Source organism: Nocardioides pollutisoli (assembly GCF_040045055.1).
Lineage (GTDB): Bacteria > Actinomycetota > Actinomycetes > Propionibacteriales > Nocardioidaceae > Nocardioides > Nocardioides tweenelious.
Window position 1 is genome coordinate 2,905,280 of sequence record NZ_JBDZDU010000001.1, and the last position, 17,541, is coordinate 2,922,820.

Here is a 17,541-nt window from a genome sequence, read left to right on the forward strand (position 1 = left end):
GAGGTGAGCGTGGCGACCAGGTCCTGGGTGCCCTCATTCGGGGGGTTGCTTGCGCTCACTGCACTCTTCGGGATGCTCGCCGTCTACGGAGCACCCGACGGGGCGTACGGCATCGGCGTGTGGCCGGTCGCCCTCGCGTCCGCCGTCCTCCTGGTGTCGCCGAAGCCGGGCACCCCGGTCGTGCTCGCCGCGATCTTCGCGATCGCCTACCTGACCATCTGGTCCGGCGACCGCCCCCCGCAGGTCGCTCTCTGCCTCGCGATCGGCATCACGCTCGAGACCTGGGTGGTGTGGCGGATCCTCGCGCAGGGCGTGCGCGCGCGGCCGACGCTCTACACCATCGTCGACCTGGCGCGGTTCATCACCGCGGCTGCTGCCGGTGCTCTGCTGATGGCCGGAGCAGGTGCCCTGACGAGCCTTCTGACCTGCTGGGGCAGCCCCGGGCTACTCGCACTCTCGGTCGGCGCCTCCAGCCTGGCCTCCCAGCTGTCGGTCACGCCGTTCTTCTGCCACCTGCGGGCGCACCGCGGCCAGGCGCCCGTCTATGAGCGCGTGGCGCAGTGGGCGATGATCCTGACCGTCACGCCGATCGTCTTCTGGCTCGACGACTTCCCGGCCATGGTCTTCATGGTCATCCCGCTGCTGGCCTGGGGAGCGCTGCGCAGCGGTGCCTACGAGTCGATCGCCCAGCTGTTCGCCACGCTCGGCATCGCGATCACCTTGACGACCCGGGGACACGGGCCCTTCGCGATGGTCAACCCCCGCTACGACCTGCCGCCCGACGTGCAGGGCATCGTCCTGTCCGTCTTCATCGTCGACTGCGCACTGATCGTGGTGCCGTTCGTGCTCAGCGTCGGCGAGCAGCTCGAGAACGCCAGCCAGGTCGCCGCGGAGCGCGACAAGGTGCAGAACATCGTCAACGGCATGACGGGCGTCGCGGTCATCGTCGCCGACGAGACCGGTCGGATCACGTTGTTCAACCCCGGCGCCGAGCGCCTGCTCGGCTACTCAGCCGACGAGGTCATGGGTCAGCTGACCCGGAGCTTCCACTCCGACGCCGGCGTCAGCGAGAAGGCCGCCGAGCTCGGCGTCGCCGACGACTTCACCGCGGTCGCCCAGGCGCTGATGGGCCGGGGCGCGAGCGACATGAAGTTCGTCCGCAAGGACGGCGTCGAGCGCAGCCACTCGATGTCGCTCAACCGGATCGTCGACGACCGTGGCCAGACCATCGGCTACGTCAGCACCTCCGAGGACATCACCGATCGCGTCGAGGCCGAGAACAAGCTGGTCGAGGCGCTCGAGACCGAGCGCAAGGCCGTCGAGCGGCTCCGCGACGTCGACCAGGTCAAGGACGCCTTCGTCTCCAGCGTCAGCCACGAGCTGCGCACCCCGATCACCAGCATCCTCGGCTACATCGAGATGCTCGAGGAGGGTGCGTACGGCGGTCTCGGGCCCGAGCAGCTCGATGCGGTGCAGCGCGTCGCGGCCAACAGCACCCGGCTGCTGTCCCTCATCGACGACCTCCTCACGCTGTCGCGGATCCAGGAGGACGGTCTCAGCTTCGTCGACCGGGTCGTCGACCTGCGCAAGATCGTGGCGGCCGGGTGCGGGGTCGTCGCCCCGACCCTCGAGCGCCGCGAACTCGAGCTCGACGTGGACCTGCCCGACGAGCCGATCCCGTTCCTCGGGGATCGCGACATGCTCGAGCGGGTCGTGATCAACCTGGTGAGCAACGCCGTGAAGTTCACCCCCGAGGGCGGCCACGTCGCGGTCTCCCTGAGCGTCCGCACCGGCTCGGTCGTGCTCGAGGTCACGGACACCGGCATCGGCATCCCGCTCCAGGAGCAGGACCGCTTGTTCACCCGCTTCTTCCGGTCCTCGCTCGCGCAGGAGCAGGCGATCCCGGGCAGCGGCCTCGGCCTCTCCATCGCCCACGCCATCGTCGAGCAGCACGGCGGGTCGATGTCGGTGGAGTCCGAACCCGGCGAGGGGACGACCTTCCGCGTCACGCTCCCGGTCCTCGCCGCAGCCTGACCCGCATCGGTTAGGGTCCCCTCACATGGCCGAGATCCTGCGCGACGCGTACGGCGTTCCGCACGTCCGGGCGAGCTCCGTCTCCGACCTCGCGGGCGGCCAGGGCGAGGTGACCGCCCGGGACCGGTCGTGGCAGCTCGAGCTCCTGCGCCGTCGGGCGACCGGCACCACGGCCGAGCTCCTCGGCGCGGCGGGCCTGCCCTGGGACCGCTTCGCGCGGCGCACCCGGATCGCCCAGACGGCGCGTCGCGCCCACGCCCGGCTGCGCCCCGAGACGGCCTCCTTCGTCGCGTCGTACGTCGCCGGGGTCAACGAGGGCCTGCACGCCGGGTCGCCCGAGTTCGAGCAGGTCGGCGCCAGGCCGGGGGAGTGGCAGCCGTGGACGCCGCTCGCGGTGTTCCTCGCGCAGCACCTGCTCTTCGCGAGCCTCGGCACCAAGCTCTGGACCGCTCGGGCGACCGAGGTGCTCGGCGAGGACGCACGTCTGCTGTCCCACGAGGGTCCGCACACCAGCGGCAGCAACGCGTGGGCGGTCGGCGGCGACCGCACCGCGTCGGGCTTCCCGCTGATCGGCGGCGACCCGCACCGCGCGCTCGAGTCGCCCGGGGTCTACCAGCAGGTCCGGCTGTCGTGCGACGAGTTCGACGTGCTCGGCTTCGCCTTCCCGGGTGTGCCCGGCGTCCAGCACTTCGCGCACGCCGGCGATGTCGCGTGGGCGATCACCAACGCGATGGCCGACTACCAGGACGTGTACGCCGAGCAGCTCCGCCGTACCCCGGACGGAGCCGAGGCCCTCGGGCCGGAGGGCTGGGCCCCTGCCGACCTCCGGGTCGAGACGATCGGGGTCGCCGACCGTCCCGACGAGGAGGTGGAGGTGGTCGCGACCGACCGCGGCCCGGTCTTCGACGGGTCGGTCGACGCCGGTCGCGGGCTCAGCCTCCGGGCGGCCTCGACGGTCCTCGGTGACCTCGGCTTCGACGCGATCCTCCCGCTCCTGCACGCCCGGTCGGCCGACGACGTGATGACCGCGCTCGACGACTGGGTCGAACCCGTCAACAACGTGGTCGCAGCCGACCGCGACGGCTCGGTCCGCTACCGCGTCGCGGGGCGGATCCCGGCCCGGGCCGACGCCAACCGCCGCGGCGTCGTCGACGCCGCCGACCCGGAAGCCACCTGGACCGGATGGGTCACCGACCTGCCGCACCACGACGTGCCGCCCGGCGGTCAGGTGGTGACCGCCAACGAGCGGCGTGGTCCGGAGAGCGACGCGATCGGTCCGGTCTTCGCCGCTCCCCACCGCGCCGTGCGGATCCACCAGCTCCTCGACGGACGGACCGACCTGACCGGTGCCGACTTCGCGGCCGTCCACGACGACGTCGTGCTCCTGAACGCCCCGCTCTTCCAGGACCTGGTCCGCGACCTCGAGCCGACGCCGGAGGGTGCCCGGGTCCGCGAAGCAATCGTGGAGTGGGACGGCCGGATGGACGCCGACTCCGCGGGGGCTGCTGCGTTCGCCGCCTGGCGGACCGCGTTCACCGTCCGGATCGCTGCCCAACCGGTGCTCGCACCCCTGGCCGAGCCGCTCGTCGACGACCCCGTGCTCGCGCCGGCGCTCGGCCCGACCGATCGGATCGGTCGGGCGCTCGAGTCCCTGGTGGTCGCGGGTACGCCGTACGGCATCGACCTGGTGGCGCTCGCACGGCTGGCGCTCGACGACGCCGCGCACCACCCTCCCACCTGGGGATCGACCCACGTCGTGCGACCGCTGCACGCCTTCGATGCTGCGGGAGTGGACCTCGAGCCGCCGGCGGTCCCTCGGCTGGCGGTGTCGGGTGACAACGACTGCGTGCGGTGCGTCGGCTCGCAGCCGGGGCTCACGGACGTCTCGAGCCGGGGATCGGTCGCCCGCTACGTCTGGGACCTCGCCGACCGGGACGCCGGTGGCTGGGTGGTCCCGCTCGGCGCCGTCGACGACGCACGCCACCCGCACCACCTCGACCAGCTGCCGCTCTGGGTGGCCGGTGACCTCGCCCCGATCACCACCGACTGGGAGCGGCTCACGCCGGAGTGACGTCCTTCGCGAACCAGGCCTGGGCGTACGGGTTGTCGTTGTAGCGCTCGATCGGGGTGTAGCCCGCGCGGCCGTACATCGCGATCGCCTCGGTGAGGGTGCCGTTGGTGTCCAGCACGACCCGCCGGTGTCCGAGCCGCTGGGCGAGCGCCTCGAGCTCGCGGAGGATCCGGGACCCGAGGCCGGCACCACGCCAGTCGTCGTGCACCCACATCCGCTTGATCTCGGCGGTCGCTGCGTCGAGGGGTCGCACTCCGCCGTACGCCACCGGACGGCCGTCGCTGGTCGCGACCACGAACGTGCCCGCGTGGTCCGGCTCGCCGGGGTCGAAGCCGTGGGGGAAGCGTCGGTCGAGCTCGGCGAAGTAGTGGCCGACCGCCTCGAGCGCCACCGGATCGGTCGGCGGCACCTCCCGCAGCTGGACCGTCGCCGCGCGGACCAGGAGGTCGGCCGTCGCGAGGGCCTCGGCGAGGCGGTCGCGCTGTCGCTCGGTCAGCGCTCCGACGAGGGTGCGCGCCAGGTCCTCGGACCTGTCCTCCAGGTCGTGCCAGGTGCGCCGGCCCGCGGCGGTGAGGGTGGCGACCCGGCGCCGACCGTCGACGGGGTCGGCCTGCAGGTCCACCAGTCCCTCGTCGGTGAGGCGGCGCAGCAGGCGGGTGAGGTAGCCCGAGTCCAGGTCGAGGCGCTCACGCAGCTCGCGGACGCCCGCGCCGTCCGGCCCGATCTCGAAGAGCAGCCGCGAGACGGCGAGCGGACGACCGGTGCCGAGGAACGACTCGTCGAGGGCGCCGATCCGCTGGGTGTACGTGCGGTTGAAGCGGCGCAGGGTGTCCGTGTGCAGGTCCGACGACATTCGCTGACCATAGTCAGATAATTCGGTGGGTGTCGACCCTCCGCCGGAAACGCGAGATGGTGAGCACATGCGCGCACACGTGACCGGCCTGGCAGGTTCGATCGTGCTGCTCGCGGCGGTGGTCTCGGGCTGCGGGTCGGACTCCGGAGCCGAGGCCCTCGACCCGAGCCCGTCGGTGCTCGACTCGGTGTCTCCGTCGGTCACCGACTCGCCCACGCCCACGCCGCTGGCCAGCATCACCCCGAACGGCAAGCCGGTGAGCGTCCAGAAGACCTGCGCCGAGCTCTACCACCCGCCCGCGCAGTGGATGCCGCGCGCGAACGAGTTCGTCAACGGCTCGCCCTCCGCCGACCCGGCGGCCGAGGCCGGCGAGATCGTCGAGGGTCTCGCCGACGTCGCCGGCCACGCGCTGGGTCCGCTCGCCGACGACATCACGATCATCCGGATCGCGGTCGACGACCAGCGGGCCAGCCTTGAGTCCGGGTCCGGTGCCGGCCCCGACGTCCGCGCCTTCAACGCGGCGGGGCGTCGTCTCGCGCACCACTGCGAGTTCTACAACGACTGACCCGCCACCGCGGCGTCCGCTGCGCGTCGCAGCATGCGGGTGCCGATCGCCGGGAACAGGCAGACCCCGAGCAGCCCCGCTGTGGTCATGGCGGCGGCGGTCGGCGCATCCAGCCGTCCTTGCGCCACACCGACCTGGGTCGCGGTGACGATGAAGGGCAGCGAGGTGGCGAACAGCAACCCGGACCCCACCGTGGTCTCGAGCGAGCCGAGCCGGAGAAGCACCGTCGGCGCTCCACGGGCGACGAGCAGGGTCAGGGTGAGCAGGGGCACGACCGCGAGCGCGTCGGGCCACCAGCTGAGCGCCGAGAGGTCGAGCCGAGCCCCGCTCACGATGAAGAAGACGGGCACGAGGAACCCGTAGCCGATCCCGTCGAGCCGCCCTCGGAACTCGCGGTCCCGCATCCCGTGGTCGAGCACGTTCAAGATGCCGCCGGCGAAGAACGCGCCCAGCACGACCTCGAGCCCGAGATGCTGCGCGAGCGCGGCGAGCCCGACGACCAGCGCGACGCTCAGGCGCACCCGCAGCTGCGTCGTACCGTCGGAGAGCCGGTCGATCGCGCTGGTGACCGCTCGGGTTGCGCCGAGCCGGCGGGCGGCAAAGGTGACGACGAGGGTGAGGGCGACCAGCAGACCGAGCAGGCTGAGGTTCAGCAGCGGGCTGTGTCCACTGCTGAAACCAAGGGCGAGGACGACGACGGCGGCGAACTCGGCGACGCTGGCCGCCGCCGCGACGGTCTGCCCGATCGGGGTGCCGAGGAGGCGGGCATCCCGCAGCAGCGGCACGACCAGCCCCAGGCCCGTGGCCGACAGTGCGACGGCGACCAGGACGGGAGAGGAGACGAGACCGGCCGCGTGGAGCGCTGTCGTCGCTGCGACTGCGAGGAGCAGACCGACGACGTAGGCGCTCAACGACCGCACGAGCAGCAGGCCCCGGATGACGCCGAGGTCGATCTCCAGACCGGCGAGGAAGAACAGGAAGGCCACCCCGAGAAGGGCAAGCGTGTTGCTCGGGCCGTCGATGCTGATCCAGCCCAGTCCGTGCGGGCCGACGACCAGCCCTGCGAGGAGCTCGACCACGATGCCGGGTAGGAGACCCCTGGGCGCCGCTCGGGCCACCAGCGGCGAGGCCGCGGCCATCGCGACGACGACTGCGACGTTGACCAGGCTCATCTCCGTCTGCGACTCATCCGCCGCTGTGGCGACGGGCCAGGGACAACGGGTAGGCCCGCGTGCGACCGACCAGCAGCGGGTCGTCGGACAGCGTGATGCCGTCGATGAGGCGGACCGGGTCGAAGAAGAGCCCCTGCTCGGCGTACACGCTGTCCGGCACGAGGTGGGTGAGGTGCAGGGTGCCGAGCTCGACGCGCCGCCGGTCGCTCGGCCACTGGGCGTTGGCGTCGTCGGTGACGTCGCCGGGCTCGGCCACCTGCAGCTCCAGCACGAACGAGATGACACCGCGGGTCAGACGGGTGCGCAGCTCGTCGGTCAGGAAGTCGTCGGACATGACGGCGGCTTCGTTCCCTTCGAGGACGTGGTGACCTGCGACGGGAGTCCAGATGTAGCGACCGATGCTCTCTGTGCCGTCGGCGGCCTGGAAGCAGAACGCGTTGACCGGGAAGTAGCTGAGGGTGGCGAAGCTCGCCGGGACACCATGGGTCTGGATGGCGTGCACGAACGCCGCGGCGGCAGGGTGGGTGGCGAGGTACGCCTCCGGCCCGGCTCCCCCGGGAGCGATGGCCGCGAGGAAGTCGACGAAGTCCTCCACGACCCGGCCGGGGAAGCCGTTGATCGAGTGGGCGAGCAGGTCCGTCGTCGAACCGTCGTCAAGACGGAACTGGACCGCGAGTCCGCGCGGGTTGCACTCCGGTGCGGCGTCCGGGTGGGCGAGGCCACCGGGGAAGCTGGAGAAACGCGCCACGACCGGGACCCGACCGGCGTTGAGGTGCGGCGCGCGGGTGACGCTCGCGGCCTCCGGGGAGGCGTGGAAGGTGCCGGTCAGCACGACGCCCTTGGCATGCGCGGCACGTCGGGTCGGGGCCGCCCCGAAGTTGGCGTCGAGGTTGTCGATGACACGCTCGTAGGCGTCGGCGTGGTCGATCTCGGGGGCCGGCTGGCCCAGCGTGGTCGTCATGGTTCCTCCGTCGATTCGGGTGGTGACCGTCGACCAGGACGCTAGGAGCCGGCGCTTCCTCGTTGCTTCGGTCATCTGACGCAATCGGCGGCTGACTCGCCGTACGGACTCAGTCGTGCGACTCAAGCCCCCCGACGCGACTCGGACCTACGTTCCTCGCACGCGATGGGTTGGCCGGGTGTCCTCGAACGTCACCGGCGTCACCACCCGATGAGCTGAGAGCGAGAACTCCCATGTCCCACCACCTCGAGCTGGCACCGGCACACCGGAACCGTCGCCTGGACATCGCGGACCTGTACGTCTTCGACGCGGGTGCGACGACCGTCCTCGTGATGAACGTCAGGACGCTCCTCGCTGACGAGGACCGGGACCCGTTCCACCTCGGAGCCCGCTACGAGTTCAAGGTCCACTTCGACCACCGCGAGCGTGAGGACCTCACCTACCGGATCACCTTCTCCCCGGCCGAGAACGACCAGCAGCCCTTCGTCGTGGAGCGACTGCTGGACGCCGATGCGGACGACGACGAGGCAACCGGAACCGTGCTCGCCCGAGGGCTCACGAACCAGGACACAGACACCCAGGAGGGTGGGCAGGTCTGGGCGGGGCGGGCAGTCGATCCGTTCTACCTCGACCTCCGGCAGCTGGACGACATCGACGCGCTGGTTCGCGACGGTGCGGATCTCGACAGGTCGCGATGGGTCCGTGGCACTGCCGAGGACAGCTTCGTGGGCTCGCGGGTCCAGTCGATCGTCCTCACCGTGCCCGTGGGATCCGACGGGCTCACCACTGGCCGCCAGATCGGCGCCTGGGCGACGACGAAGGTCGCGACCGATGTGCGCGGCTGGCGGCAGGTCGGACGCAGCGGCCTGCCCTTGATCTGCGAGATCTTCCGTCCTCTCGACAGTGAGGACGCCGCTCCCCACCAGCGGAGCCATCCGGCCGACGACGCCGTGACCTATGGGCCCGAGGTCGCCGACCTCGTCGCGTCCACCGTCGAGCGCCTGGGTACGTCGGACCGCCCCGGTGCGTACGCCGACAGCGTCATGGAGCGGATCATCCCTGACGTGCTCCGCTACGTGGTCGGCTCTCCGGCCGTTTTCGGGTTCGCCCGATTCAACGGTCGCGCGCTCGCCGACAACGCACCGGAGGTCGTGTTCTCCCTTGCGACGAACTCCGCCGTCACGACCGGGCTGAGAGCCACCGACGTGCGACGCAGCAGCGACACGTTTCCGTTCGTGCTGCCCGCCTAGGACACCTCTACTCCTGCCCACCCTCGGCGGGGACGGCGTCGTGCAGCTGGGCGCGCGCCGTGATCTGAAGCACGGGGAAGATCGCGTAGAGGTGGGTGCTGATGGTGCGCGGTGAGAGAAACAGTCGCTCGCCGATCTCGCGGTTCGTCAGGCCCGAGGCCGCCAGCCGCGCGATCCGCTGCTGCTGCGGTGTCAGCTGGCCGAAGAGGTCGGGGCCTCGCTCGGCCTGCCTGATGCCGGAGGCGCGCAGCTCGTCCATCGTGCGCTCGAGCGAGGGAGTGGCGCCCAGCCGCTCGAACGTCTCGCGGGCCGCCTCGAGCAGCGTGCGCGCCTCGATCACCCGCCGACGGCGACGGAGCCACTCGCCGTAGTCGAGCCGGGCCTGCGCGAGCTCGAACGGGACCTGCAGCTCGGCACCGGCGATCGCGCTGCGGAAAAGCTCCTCGGCAACGTCGTCGGACTCCGCCAGGAGAGCGCGCGCCCGGTCGACGTGCAGCTGCACCCGTGGCCGCATCGGGGCGGTGAGGTGGGGCAGAGCCCCCTCGACCAGCGACCTGGCCGCGTCGGTCGCCCCTGACCGGATCCCGGACGCAGCAAGGTCAGCCAGGGCGTACCAGGACAGCTGGTAGTGCGTCGGCGCACCGTTGACGGCGAACAGCTGGGACAGCTCGTGAAACGCATGAGCATGGTCACCGTCTGCGGCAGCAGCGAAAGCGGCCGCTTGCCGCGTCCGCGCCACGATCCCGCCCGTGTCGTACGGGTCGATGGTGGTGAGCACCGAGGAGATGCGACTCCGCGCGAGACGGACGTCGCCACGCAGTGCCGCGACCATGCCTTCGGCGGCGACGGCGTTGAGCAGGTGCATCTCCTGGCGTCCGGCGAGTGCGATCTGATAGCCCTCGCTCGCGATCGCGAGTGCCTCGTCCCACCGCCCGCGCAGGATGCACGACCACGCCAGACCGTTCAGCGTCGCCGCGCTGGCGTACCCGGTGCTGCGGCCCCGGTCCGCCGCCAGGGTGAGGAGGCGCACCGCTGCATCCGTCTCGTCCAGGACCTGTGCGGCCGCGCCCAGTGTCATCGCCACGTCCGGGTCCGTGATCTCGCCGCCCATCAAGGCGTGCAACCGGGCGACGAGCGGCCCCTGCTCGCCGGTGCGGGAGAGGGCAGCGTCGATCCACAGACGGGCTGTCGACACGATGGGGAGGGCCGCGGCCGGGTTGCCCATGAGCACCCGGTCCATCTCGGCCGCGAACTCCACGACCTCCTGCCGAGTGGACTCGTCCCCGGTGAACTGGGTGACGAGAGCCGCGGTCGTGAGGGAGCCCAGTGACGACAGGGGGTCCTCGGCCATGGAGATCCGGATGCTGTGCCGCAATGCCTGGCGTGCCGCGTCGTGGTCGAGAGTGGTGGCGAGCGCGAACGCTTCCATGTGCGCGGTCACCCGGAGGAGCTCGGCGTCCTGGGTCGATTCGCGCACCTGTGCGACGAGCTCTCGCACCCAGGCAGCGTCACCGGCCTGGATCGCTGCATCCACGGCCCGAACCAATCGGTGGGAACGGCTCGAGGCGTCCCCACTGAGCTCGGCCGCACGTTCGAGGGCCCGTGCCGCTGCGGCGTTTGCACCCCGGCGGCTGCTTTGGAGCGCACTCGTCTCGAGTCGCTCCGCGACTGCCTCGTCCGGTGCCACGGAAGTGACAGCGAGGTGCCAGACCTGGCGGTCGGGATAGTCGACAAGCAGGTCGGCGACGGTCCGGTGGGCGTCGCGCCGCTCGGCGGTCGACGCCGCGCGGTAGACCGCCGCGCGCACCATGGGGTGGCGGAACCTGACGACGTCGTCGACCGTGACCAGCCGGGCGTCCTCGGCCGGGCGCCAGTCCTCGGTCGGCACCTGGGCGGTCGCGACCTGCAGGACTGCTCGATCTCCGGCGTCGGCGACCGCGGCCAGCAGCAAGGCCCGGCGCGTGTTCGCCGGCAGCTCGACCAAGCTGTTGCCGTAGATCTCGTAGAGACGATCTGTCAGCGGCAGCGGCGTGAGCGCCCAGCGCAGCGCGGCGCTCGGCTTGGCGGACAGGGCGCGGGCCAGCTCCACCAGCGCCAGTGGGTTGCCGTCCGCCTGCGACAGCACCTCCTGGCGGTCGGAGCTGCGCAGGGGTGCCGACAGGCTGTCCAGGAGGCTGGCGCTGCTCCGTGGTCCGAGCGGCTCCAGCACGAGCCGTGAGAGGGGAGCGAGGGACCGCGGGGGTACGTCTCCACGCGCGCCCGCGAGCAGCACGATCGGCTCCTCCTCGGCGCGGCGTACGACGAACGCCAGCGCGTCGAGCGACGCGGAGTCGACCCACTGGGCATCGTCGACGACGAGGAGCAGCGGCGCCTCCGAGGCCACGGCCGACAGCAGCGACAGCAGGGAGACAGCGACGCGAAGTGGTGTCGGCTCGTCGTCGGACTCGAGGCCGAGCGCGGTGCGGAGAGCCGAGCGCTGGGCCTCGGGGAGCTGGTCACTGCGATCGAGCACTCCGTGCGCCAGCTGATGCAGACCGGCGAACGCGAGCTCTGTCTCGCTGCGCCCGCCACGGGAGTGCAGCACCGTCCAGCCGTTCTGAGCGGCTGCCTCCGCTGCGCTGTCCAGCAGCCTGCTCTTGCCCAGCCCCGCGTCGCCGACGATGACGAGGCTCTCGCCGGTCGTCCTGTCCGGGTCGAGCAGGCGCCGGAGGAGGTCGAGCTCGTCCTCGCGTCCGATGAGGGGAAGGTGTTGGTCAGCACGGTCGTTGCTCACGGCGCTTCGCACCTACCCTCGTTCGAGGCTCCAGGACCGTGCGCGGTCGGGACCGTTGAGTTCATCTTCGCAGATATGTGCTCCCGTCGAGCACGTCTCGGAGCTGCGATCTCGCGGCGACGCCGAGCTTGGGAAAGGCCCTGTAGAGGTGCGAGCCGATGGTCCGGTGCGAGAGGAAGAGCCGCTGTCCGATCTCGCGGTTCGAGAGGCCCTGGGCCGCCATCTGGACGATCTGGAGCTCCTGGGCCGTCAGCGTCTCGGCGTCGCCGAGGTCTCGGCGGACTCGTCGCTCACCGGTCGCGCGCAGCTCCCCGCGCGCCTGGTCGGCCCAGGCCGTCGCGCCGAGCCGCTCGAACGCGACCAGTGCCTCGAGCAGCGGGGCCCGCGAGTCCGAGACCCGGCGTTCGCGACGTAGGCAGACGCCCCAGGCCAGGTTGATCCGGGCTCGGTCGAAGACCCGGTCGACGGGACACGCGTCACGGGCCAGTTCGAACGTCGTGGCCGACGCCGACTCAGCGCCGCAGTGGAGCGCTGCCTCGGCCAGGTAGCTCTCCGCGGCTGACCGGATCCATCCCGATGACGTCGCCACGGTGTCGACGAGCTGACGCAGCTGGGCCCAGGCCTCGTCGTACCGGCCGGCACTGAGTGCCTCGACGCCACGACCGAGCTGCACCAGGTCGAGAAGGCCGCTGACGCCGCGTCGGGTGGCTATGCGCTCGCTCCGGTCCAGCAGGGCGCGAGCGGCGTCCGCGTCGCCCTGCACGGCGGCGACGATCCCGGCTGCTGCCTCGGCTCGTGCGACCGTCTCCGTCCGCCCCGTGGTCTCGGCGACCACCAGGTAGTCCTCAGCCGCCGCGCTGGCACCTGGCCAGTTGCCGACCGCGATCTCCGAGAAGACCGACCGATCGAGCAGCTCGACCTGATCGCCGTCGAACCGACTCGAGGCGGTGACTGGTGGTGTCGTGACGGACATGGTGACCTCCCGGTAGTGCGGCACTGCCACCGTAGGAAGTCGAGCGACTCAGTCGCGTACGTCATCTGACGTATATGTGCGATCTCGGACGACCAGGACGGTCTTGCCGGGCGCGCGCCGGGGACCGGAGCCGCTCTCGAAAGCCGCGCGTCCCTCGATGAGCGGGTATGCCGCCGCGACGGTCACCCGCAGCTGCCCGGAGTCGACCTCGGAAGCCAGCTGACGCAGGCTCTCGCGTTCCGGGGTGACGACGAAGAACGTGGCGGTGACGCCGAGCTCCGCGGCCCGATCCGCGGGTGCCGGCTCCTGGAGCGAGATGTAGGTGCCGCCGGGGCGGGCGAAGGCCATCGCGTCCCGCATGCCCAGACCGCCGACGGTGTCGAGGACGACGTCGTACGACCCGGTCGCCAGCGGCGCGCGGTGCGGTTCGTCCGGGGTGTGGATCCGATGGGCACCGAGCGCGGCGACGTACTCGTGGTCCTTCGCGAACGTGGTCGCGGTGACCCTGGCCCCGAGCCGGAGCGCGAGCTGGACGGCGAAGGCCCCGACGCCCCCGGCAGCTCCGATCACCAGGACGTCGTCCCCGGGACCGACGCCACCGTGGTCGACGAGCGCCTGCTGAGCGGTCAGACCGGCCAGGGGGAGGGCGGCCGCCTCGACGTGGGTGAGGGACACGGGTTTGGGTGCGACCAGCTCGCTGGGCACGACGACGTACTCCGCTGCGGCACCGTCCCGGTCGAAGGCGACCATGCCGAACACCTCGTCGCCCACCGTCAGACCGGACGTGCTGGAAGCGCTGCCGCCGAGGGCGGCGATCACGCCCGACCACTCGTGGGACGGCGTGCTGGGGAGGTGTGACCACGTCTCGTCCCAGCGCAGCTCGTCGAAGGTGATCGCGGCCGCGTGCACAGCGACCAGGACCTCGTCCGGGCCTGGCTCTGGTGCGACGGTCTCCTCCACGACCAACGCTTCGGGTCCTCCGCGTTGGTGCGCGCGGAGCGTGTGCATGGTTCGAGGCAGCTGGGCGCCGGTCATCGGGTCCTCCGTCGTAGGTCGCCGTGGTCGATCGAGTGATGGCCCTGGAGGGGCGTGGCGGCTCTCTCTGCTCGTCCGTTCAGCACGAACGTGACTGCCCAGTGCATCGTCACGGTCGCCCGGTTCCGGTAGCCGTTGAGGGTGACGAGGTGGACGCCGAGCCACAGCAACCAGGCAAGCGTCCCGGAGACCCGCAGCCTCCGAACATGGGCGACAGCCCGAAACCTCGCGATCGTGGCGAGCACACCCTTGTCACGGTAGAGGAAAGTCGTTGGTGGCGTTCGCCCGGCGAGTCTGTCGCGGATCACGGCGGCGGCGAAGCGCCCGCTCTGGATCGCCACCTGTGCCAGGCCAGGCACGCCCGGCACGCTCATCAGGTCGCCGACGACGAAGACCTCCGGATGACCCGGGACCGTGCAGTCCGGCTGCACGACGAGCTGCCCCGAGCGTGTCGGGGTACCGCCAGAGGCGGTGGCGAGCAGCCCTCCCAGGGGTGACGCCGCGACGCCGGCAGCCCACACCTTGGTGGTTGCCTCGATCTCGTGGTCGACCTCGCCGATCAGGTAGCGGACCCGGTGCTCGTCGATGTCGACCACCCGGGCACCGGTGAGGACCTCGACTCCGAGGTCCTCCAGATCAGTGCGTGCCCGGGCCGAGAGGCCCTCGCCGAACGCAGGCAGGATCGCCGCCCCTGCCTCGAGCACCACCACTCGGGCGTCGGCAGGGTCGACTGCCCGGAAGTTGCGACGCAGGCTGTGCTCCGAGAGCTCCGCGATCTGACCCGCGACCTCGACTCCTGTCGGACCACCGCCGACCACCACGAAGGTGAGGTGCCGACACCGCTCTTCGTGGTCCGAGGCGTTCTCGGCGAGCTCGAAGGCCTCGAAGATCCGGGCCCGGATCTCGAGCGCGTCGTCGATCGACTTCAGGCCGGGCGCGTGCTCGACGAAGGCCTCGTTCCCGAAGTGCGAGTGAGTGGCGCCGGCCGCCACCACCAGGCTGTCGTACGGCGTGACCGTCGTGCGCCCGAGCGCCGTCGACGTCACCGTCCGACGGTCCAGGTCGATGGAGTTCACCTGGCCGAGGAGGAACCGTGCGTTGCGCTGTCGGCGCAGGATCTCGCGCAGCGGCCGAGCGATCTCGCCCTGGGACAAGATGCCTGTCGCCACTTGGTAGAGCAGCGGCTGGAAGAGGTGGAAGCCGGTGCGATCGACCAGCACCACCTCGGCTGGTGCTCGGCGCAGTGCCTGGGTTGCGAAGAGTCCGCCGAAGCCGCCGCCGACGACTACGACACGATGTCTGGTCTGGGTCGCGTCACTCACGACGCACTCATCGCCATCTCGGTGCCGGGTGCCGCTCGGTGCTCGAGGCTGAGCAGCACGACGCAGTCGCCGCCGGACCACAACGAGCCACCGGCCGGGCCGACGATCAGGTCGCCCGGGTAGCCGACTGACACGACGCTCCCGTGCTGGACACGGATCCGTCCAGCGAGCACCTGCACGGTCCACGGCTGATCGAGCTGGACCGCCGAGACATCCGGGCGCAGCGCAAGGATGGACAGGCGTGAACGCCCTTCCTCGCCGACCAGCACTCGCTCGCTGCGACCCTGGGGAGCGTGCGCGGCGCGTGTCAGCTCCTGACGCGCGATCGTGAGCAGGCAGCGCTTCGACATCACAGGCTCCCGTTGAGCCCCTGCTTGTCGAGCCAGGCGAGCGACTGGTCTGCGACCTGGCGCCAGCCGCTGTCGATGGTCAGCGAGTGGCCGCGGTCCTCGAACTCCATCAGCTCGGTGAGGGCGTACGAGTGCTTGTACTGCTTGAGCGTCGACTTGGTGATCGCCTCGGGCACGGTGTGGTCCTGGCCTCCCATGACGAGCAGGAGCGGGCCGCGTTGGTCGTTCCTGGTGTCGACCTTGGCGGGGGAGTGCAGCGAGAAGTTCGCTGCCGCGGCCTCGAAGAGCGGCTTGCCCGGTGCTGGGATCGTCCACTTCTCGTAGAGCTCGTTGGACTCCTCCTCGCTGAGGGCGTTGCCGAAGGAGTAGCGGAACTGCTCGGCGGTGAGTGAGACCGCCTTGTTCTTGTTGGCCGGGTTCTTGAAGACGGGCAGCGTGGAGCGCAACGACGAGAGTGGGAGCGGGAGCACGCCCTTGATCTGGGCTGCGTCGATCGCGATCGCCGCGCGGGCGAGGTTCATGCCGAGCAGCTTCTCCGCGATCATCCCGCCGAACGAGTGACCGACCAGGATGGGCAGGGAGCCGAGCCCTTCGATGACCCGTTCGTAGCGCTCCACGACGTCGTCGATGCCGATGCCGCCGATGAGCGACTCGTGCTCACGAGCCTCGTCGACGGTGCCGGGGATGCCCGGCCAGCCGGGGGCGATCGGGTCGTAGCCCTCGCTGGCGAAGAGATCGACCCAGGGTTGCCAGGAGCTGGCGTGCAGCCAGAGCCCGTGGATGAAGATGACCGGGGTCTTGGTCACGTCGGACATGGTGGTCTCGCTTTCTGTGGGTGGAGTGCGTGGTTGAACGGTGTCGAGCAGGTCAGCTCGCGACCGTGGAGGCGCCCGCGACGGTGGTGACCGCGGTGCCGATGACGTCGGCGACGACGTCGGGGTGCGAGAGCATGACGGCGTGTGAGGAGTCGATCGAGCTCATGACAGCGTGGGCGCGCTCCGCCATCCAGGTCTGACCCGAGGCCGGGATCGCCCGGTCGTCGTGGCTGACGAGTGCCCAGCTAGGCAGGTCGCGCCAGGCGGGCCGTCCGGCCACACCGGTGCTCGCACCCACGGCGAGGGGACGCTGGGTGAGGGCCAGCACATGGGTCTGGACGGGATCCACGTCGGCAGCGAAGACGGCGTGGAAGTCCTCGGGGCGGATGAAGATGTCGAGGTCGTGTCCGTCCGGGGATGCGCTGTTGGTGCACGGACGTACGACCGTCGTCGTGGGTCCGAGCAGGGCGCCCGGATGCGCCGCTGGGTTCAGCACCGTCGAGATGCTCTCGCCCTCGTCGAGGATGTAGGCGGCGATGAACACCAGGCCGGCCACGTTGCTGGCCCCGCGCGCTGCCTCCCCGATCACGGCCCCGCCATAGGAGTGCCCGACCAGCACGACGGGACCGTCGATGCTCGACACGATCGAGCGGACGTAGTCGGCGTCAGCGACGAGCCCGCGCAGCTGGTTCGGGACTGCCAGCACCCGATGACCGTGGGCCTCGAGTCGGTTGATGGTGTCGTGCCACGAGGACGAGTCGGCGAAGGCTCCGTGGACGAGTACGACGCTCGGTTCTGGCATGGGTTACTCCTGGTGGTGGGTGACGGGTCAGCGGGGGGTCAGGGCGGCGGTGCTCATCGGACTCCTCCTGTGAGGACCGGCGACGAGGGCGTGATCGTTGTGCCGGCTCGTCCGGCGAGGACGGAAGCGGCCTCCGGAAGTGCCCCGATCGCGGCTCGCGCCACCGCACCGGCGTCGAAACCTGCACCGGCAGGGACGTCGGTCCCGAGGACGACGCGGTAGCGGCGGACGAGCGGCGCGAGTCCGAGCGCGATGTAGGGGAGCCGGGCATGGAGCCTGGTCGTGGACCGTGTGTCGCCCACCAGGGTCGCGCCGTCAGCGGCGATGACGACTGTCGGGCGGTTCCGGTCGCGGCGCCCACCAGTCTCTAGCGGTTCGAGCTCGGGGCGCTCGTCTCCACGGTTCATCGGTTCCTCCGGTCGTCGCTGTCCGATGGCGAAACCGTAGGGACGCCGACCCACCTCGCTCTTGAGTCGAGCGACTGCACTGATCAAGCAGTCGACCGACCGAAGACGACATGGGCGCGGGCTTCCTAGCGTCGAGAAACGCGAGCGGCGATCGCTCG

14 protein-coding genes are annotated in these 17,541 nt (G+C 71.0%); 4 read left to right on the forward strand and 10 right to left on the reverse strand.

The window, feature by feature from the left end; all coding sequences use genetic code 11:
- The first annotated feature begins 72 nt into the window (after nt 1-72).
- Nucleotides 73-2,034, forward strand: coding sequence for an ATP-binding protein (locus tag ABLE68_RS14260; protein ID WP_348872198.1), 1,962 nt, complete (start codon nt 73-75; stop codon nt 2,032-2,034).
- 25 nt (nt 2,035-2,059) lie between these two features.
- Nucleotides 2,060-4,105: a penicillin acylase family protein gene (locus ABLE68_RS14265; RefSeq protein ID WP_348872199.1), complete on the forward strand. Its 2,046-nt coding sequence runs from the start codon at nt 2,060-2,062 to the stop codon at nt 4,103-4,105.
- On the opposite strand, the gene ABLE68_RS14270 is transcribed toward ABLE68_RS14265, so the two are convergent.
- Complete coding sequence (locus tag ABLE68_RS14270) at nt 4,092-4,958, reverse strand: bifunctional helix-turn-helix transcriptional regulator/GNAT family N-acetyltransferase (RefSeq protein ID WP_348872202.1); 867 nt, start codon at nt 4,956-4,958, stop codon at nt 4,092-4,094. The two genes, ABLE68_RS14265 and ABLE68_RS14270, sit on opposite strands and share 14 nt — an antisense overlap.
- 67 nt (nt 4,959-5,025) lie before the next feature.
- Between ABLE68_RS14270 and ABLE68_RS14275 the strand changes: the two genes are divergently transcribed.
- Nucleotides 5,026-5,523, forward strand: coding sequence for a hypothetical protein (locus tag ABLE68_RS14275; RefSeq protein ID WP_348872203.1), 498 nt, complete (start codon nt 5,026-5,028; stop codon nt 5,521-5,523).
- Here the strand turns inward: ABLE68_RS14275 and ABLE68_RS14280 are convergent.
- Both ABLE68_RS14280 and ABLE68_RS14285 read right to left on the reverse strand, forming a co-directional pair.
- Nucleotides 5,511-6,695: a cation:proton antiporter gene (locus tag ABLE68_RS14280; protein ID WP_348872204.1), complete on the reverse strand. Its 1,185-nt coding sequence runs from the start codon at nt 6,693-6,695 to the stop codon at nt 5,511-5,513. The two genes, ABLE68_RS14275 and ABLE68_RS14280, sit on opposite strands and share 13 nt — an antisense overlap.
- Nucleotides 6,696-6,708: 13 nt before the next feature.
- Entirely contained in the window at nt 6,709-7,656 is a 948-nt protein-coding gene (locus ABLE68_RS14285; RefSeq protein WP_348872205.1) for a catalase family peroxidase, read from the reverse strand.
- A 233-nt stretch (nt 7,657-7,889) separates the two neighbouring features.
- Here ABLE68_RS14285 and ABLE68_RS14290 point away from each other — a divergent pair, with 233 nt between their 5' ends.
- Nucleotides 7,890-8,906 carry a DUF4331 family protein gene (locus ABLE68_RS14290; RefSeq protein WP_348872206.1) on the forward strand — a complete coding sequence of 339 codons (1,017 nt, stop codon included), beginning with the start codon at nt 7,890-7,892 and terminating at the stop codon, nt 8,904-8,906.
- A gap of 7 nt (nt 8,907-8,913) precedes the next feature.
- On the opposite strand, the gene ABLE68_RS14295 is transcribed toward ABLE68_RS14290, so the two are convergent.
- The 7 genes from ABLE68_RS14295 to ABLE68_RS14325 all read right to left on the reverse strand — a co-directional run bounded on the left by ABLE68_RS14295 (nt 8,914) and on the right by ABLE68_RS14325 (nt 16,976).
- Nucleotides 8,914-11,679 carry an AAA family ATPase gene (locus ABLE68_RS14295; protein WP_348872208.1) on the reverse strand — a complete coding sequence of 922 codons (2,766 nt, stop codon included), beginning with the start codon at nt 11,677-11,679 and terminating at the stop codon, nt 8,914-8,916.
- Between the two features lie 61 nt (nt 11,680-11,740).
- Nucleotides 11,741-12,652, reverse strand: a complete 912-nt coding sequence (locus ABLE68_RS14300; RefSeq protein ID WP_348872210.1) for a helix-turn-helix transcriptional regulator — start codon at nt 12,650-12,652, stop codon at nt 11,741-11,743.
- Between the two features lie 48 nt (nt 12,653-12,700).
- Nucleotides 12,701-13,612, reverse strand: a complete 912-nt coding sequence (locus ABLE68_RS14305) for an NADP-dependent oxidoreductase (RefSeq protein ID WP_348872211.1) — start codon at nt 13,610-13,612, stop codon at nt 12,701-12,703.
- Between the two features lie 71 nt (nt 13,613-13,683).
- Complete coding sequence (locus ABLE68_RS14310; RefSeq protein ID WP_348872212.1) at nt 13,684-15,009, reverse strand: NAD(P)/FAD-dependent oxidoreductase; 1,326 nt, start codon at nt 15,007-15,009, stop codon at nt 13,684-13,686.
- Nucleotides 15,006-15,359 carry a hypothetical protein gene (locus tag ABLE68_RS14315; protein ID WP_348872213.1) on the reverse strand — a complete coding sequence of 118 codons (354 nt, stop codon included), beginning with the start codon at nt 15,357-15,359 and terminating at the stop codon, nt 15,006-15,008. The genes ABLE68_RS14310 and ABLE68_RS14315 overlap by 4 nt, the downstream gene beginning before the upstream one ends.
- On the reverse strand, nt 15,359-16,165 hold the full coding sequence (locus ABLE68_RS14320) for an alpha/beta hydrolase (RefSeq protein WP_425475633.1): 807 nt from the start codon (nt 16,163-16,165) through the stop codon (nt 15,359-15,361). Before ABLE68_RS14320 ends, ABLE68_RS14315 begins: the two co-directional genes overlap by 1 nt.
- A 61-nt stretch (nt 16,166-16,226) precedes the next feature.
- The gene (locus ABLE68_RS14325; protein ID WP_348872217.1) at nt 16,227-16,976 is read right to left on the reverse strand and encodes an alpha/beta fold hydrolase; all 750 of its coding nucleotides are present in this window, start codon (nt 16,974-16,976) and stop codon (nt 16,227-16,229) included.
- Nucleotides 16,977-17,541 lie beyond the last annotated feature (565 nt).

Bases quoted from the DNA above. Each gene is read 5' to 3' on its own strand.
- ABLE68_RS14275 (WP_348872203.1), top strand. From the start codon at position 5,026: ATGCGCGCACACGTGACCGGCCTGGCAGGTTCGATCGTGCTGCTCGCG.
- ABLE68_RS14285 (WP_348872205.1), bottom strand. From the start codon at position 7,656: ATGACGACCACGCTGGGCCAGCCGGCCCCCGAGATCGACCACGCCGAC.
- ABLE68_RS14290 (WP_348872206.1), top strand. From the start codon at position 7,890: ATGTCCCACCACCTCGAGCTGGCACCGGCACACCGGAACCGTCGCCTG.
- ABLE68_RS14315 (WP_348872213.1), bottom strand. From the start codon at position 15,359: ATGTCGAAGCGCTGCCTGCTCACGATCGCGCGTCAGGAGCTGACACGC.
- ABLE68_RS14280 (WP_348872204.1), bottom strand. From the start codon at position 6,695: ATGAGCCTGGTCAACGTCGCAGTCGTCGTCGCGATGGCCGCGGCCTCG.
- ABLE68_RS14300 (WP_348872210.1), bottom strand. From the start codon at position 12,652: ATGTCCGTCACGACACCACCAGTCACCGCCTCGAGTCGGTTCGACGGC.
- ABLE68_RS14260 (WP_348872198.1), top strand. From the start codon at position 73: ATGCTCGCCGTCTACGGAGCACCCGACGGGGCGTACGGCATCGGCGTG.
- ABLE68_RS14270 (WP_348872202.1), bottom strand. From the start codon at position 4,958: ATGTCGTCGGACCTGCACACGGACACCCTGCGCCGCTTCAACCGCACG.
- ABLE68_RS14325 (WP_348872217.1), bottom strand. From the start codon at position 16,976: ATGCCAGAACCGAGCGTCGTACTCGTCCACGGAGCCTTCGCCGACTCG.
- ABLE68_RS14265 (WP_348872199.1), top strand. From the start codon at position 2,060: ATGGCCGAGATCCTGCGCGACGCGTACGGCGTTCCGCACGTCCGGGCG.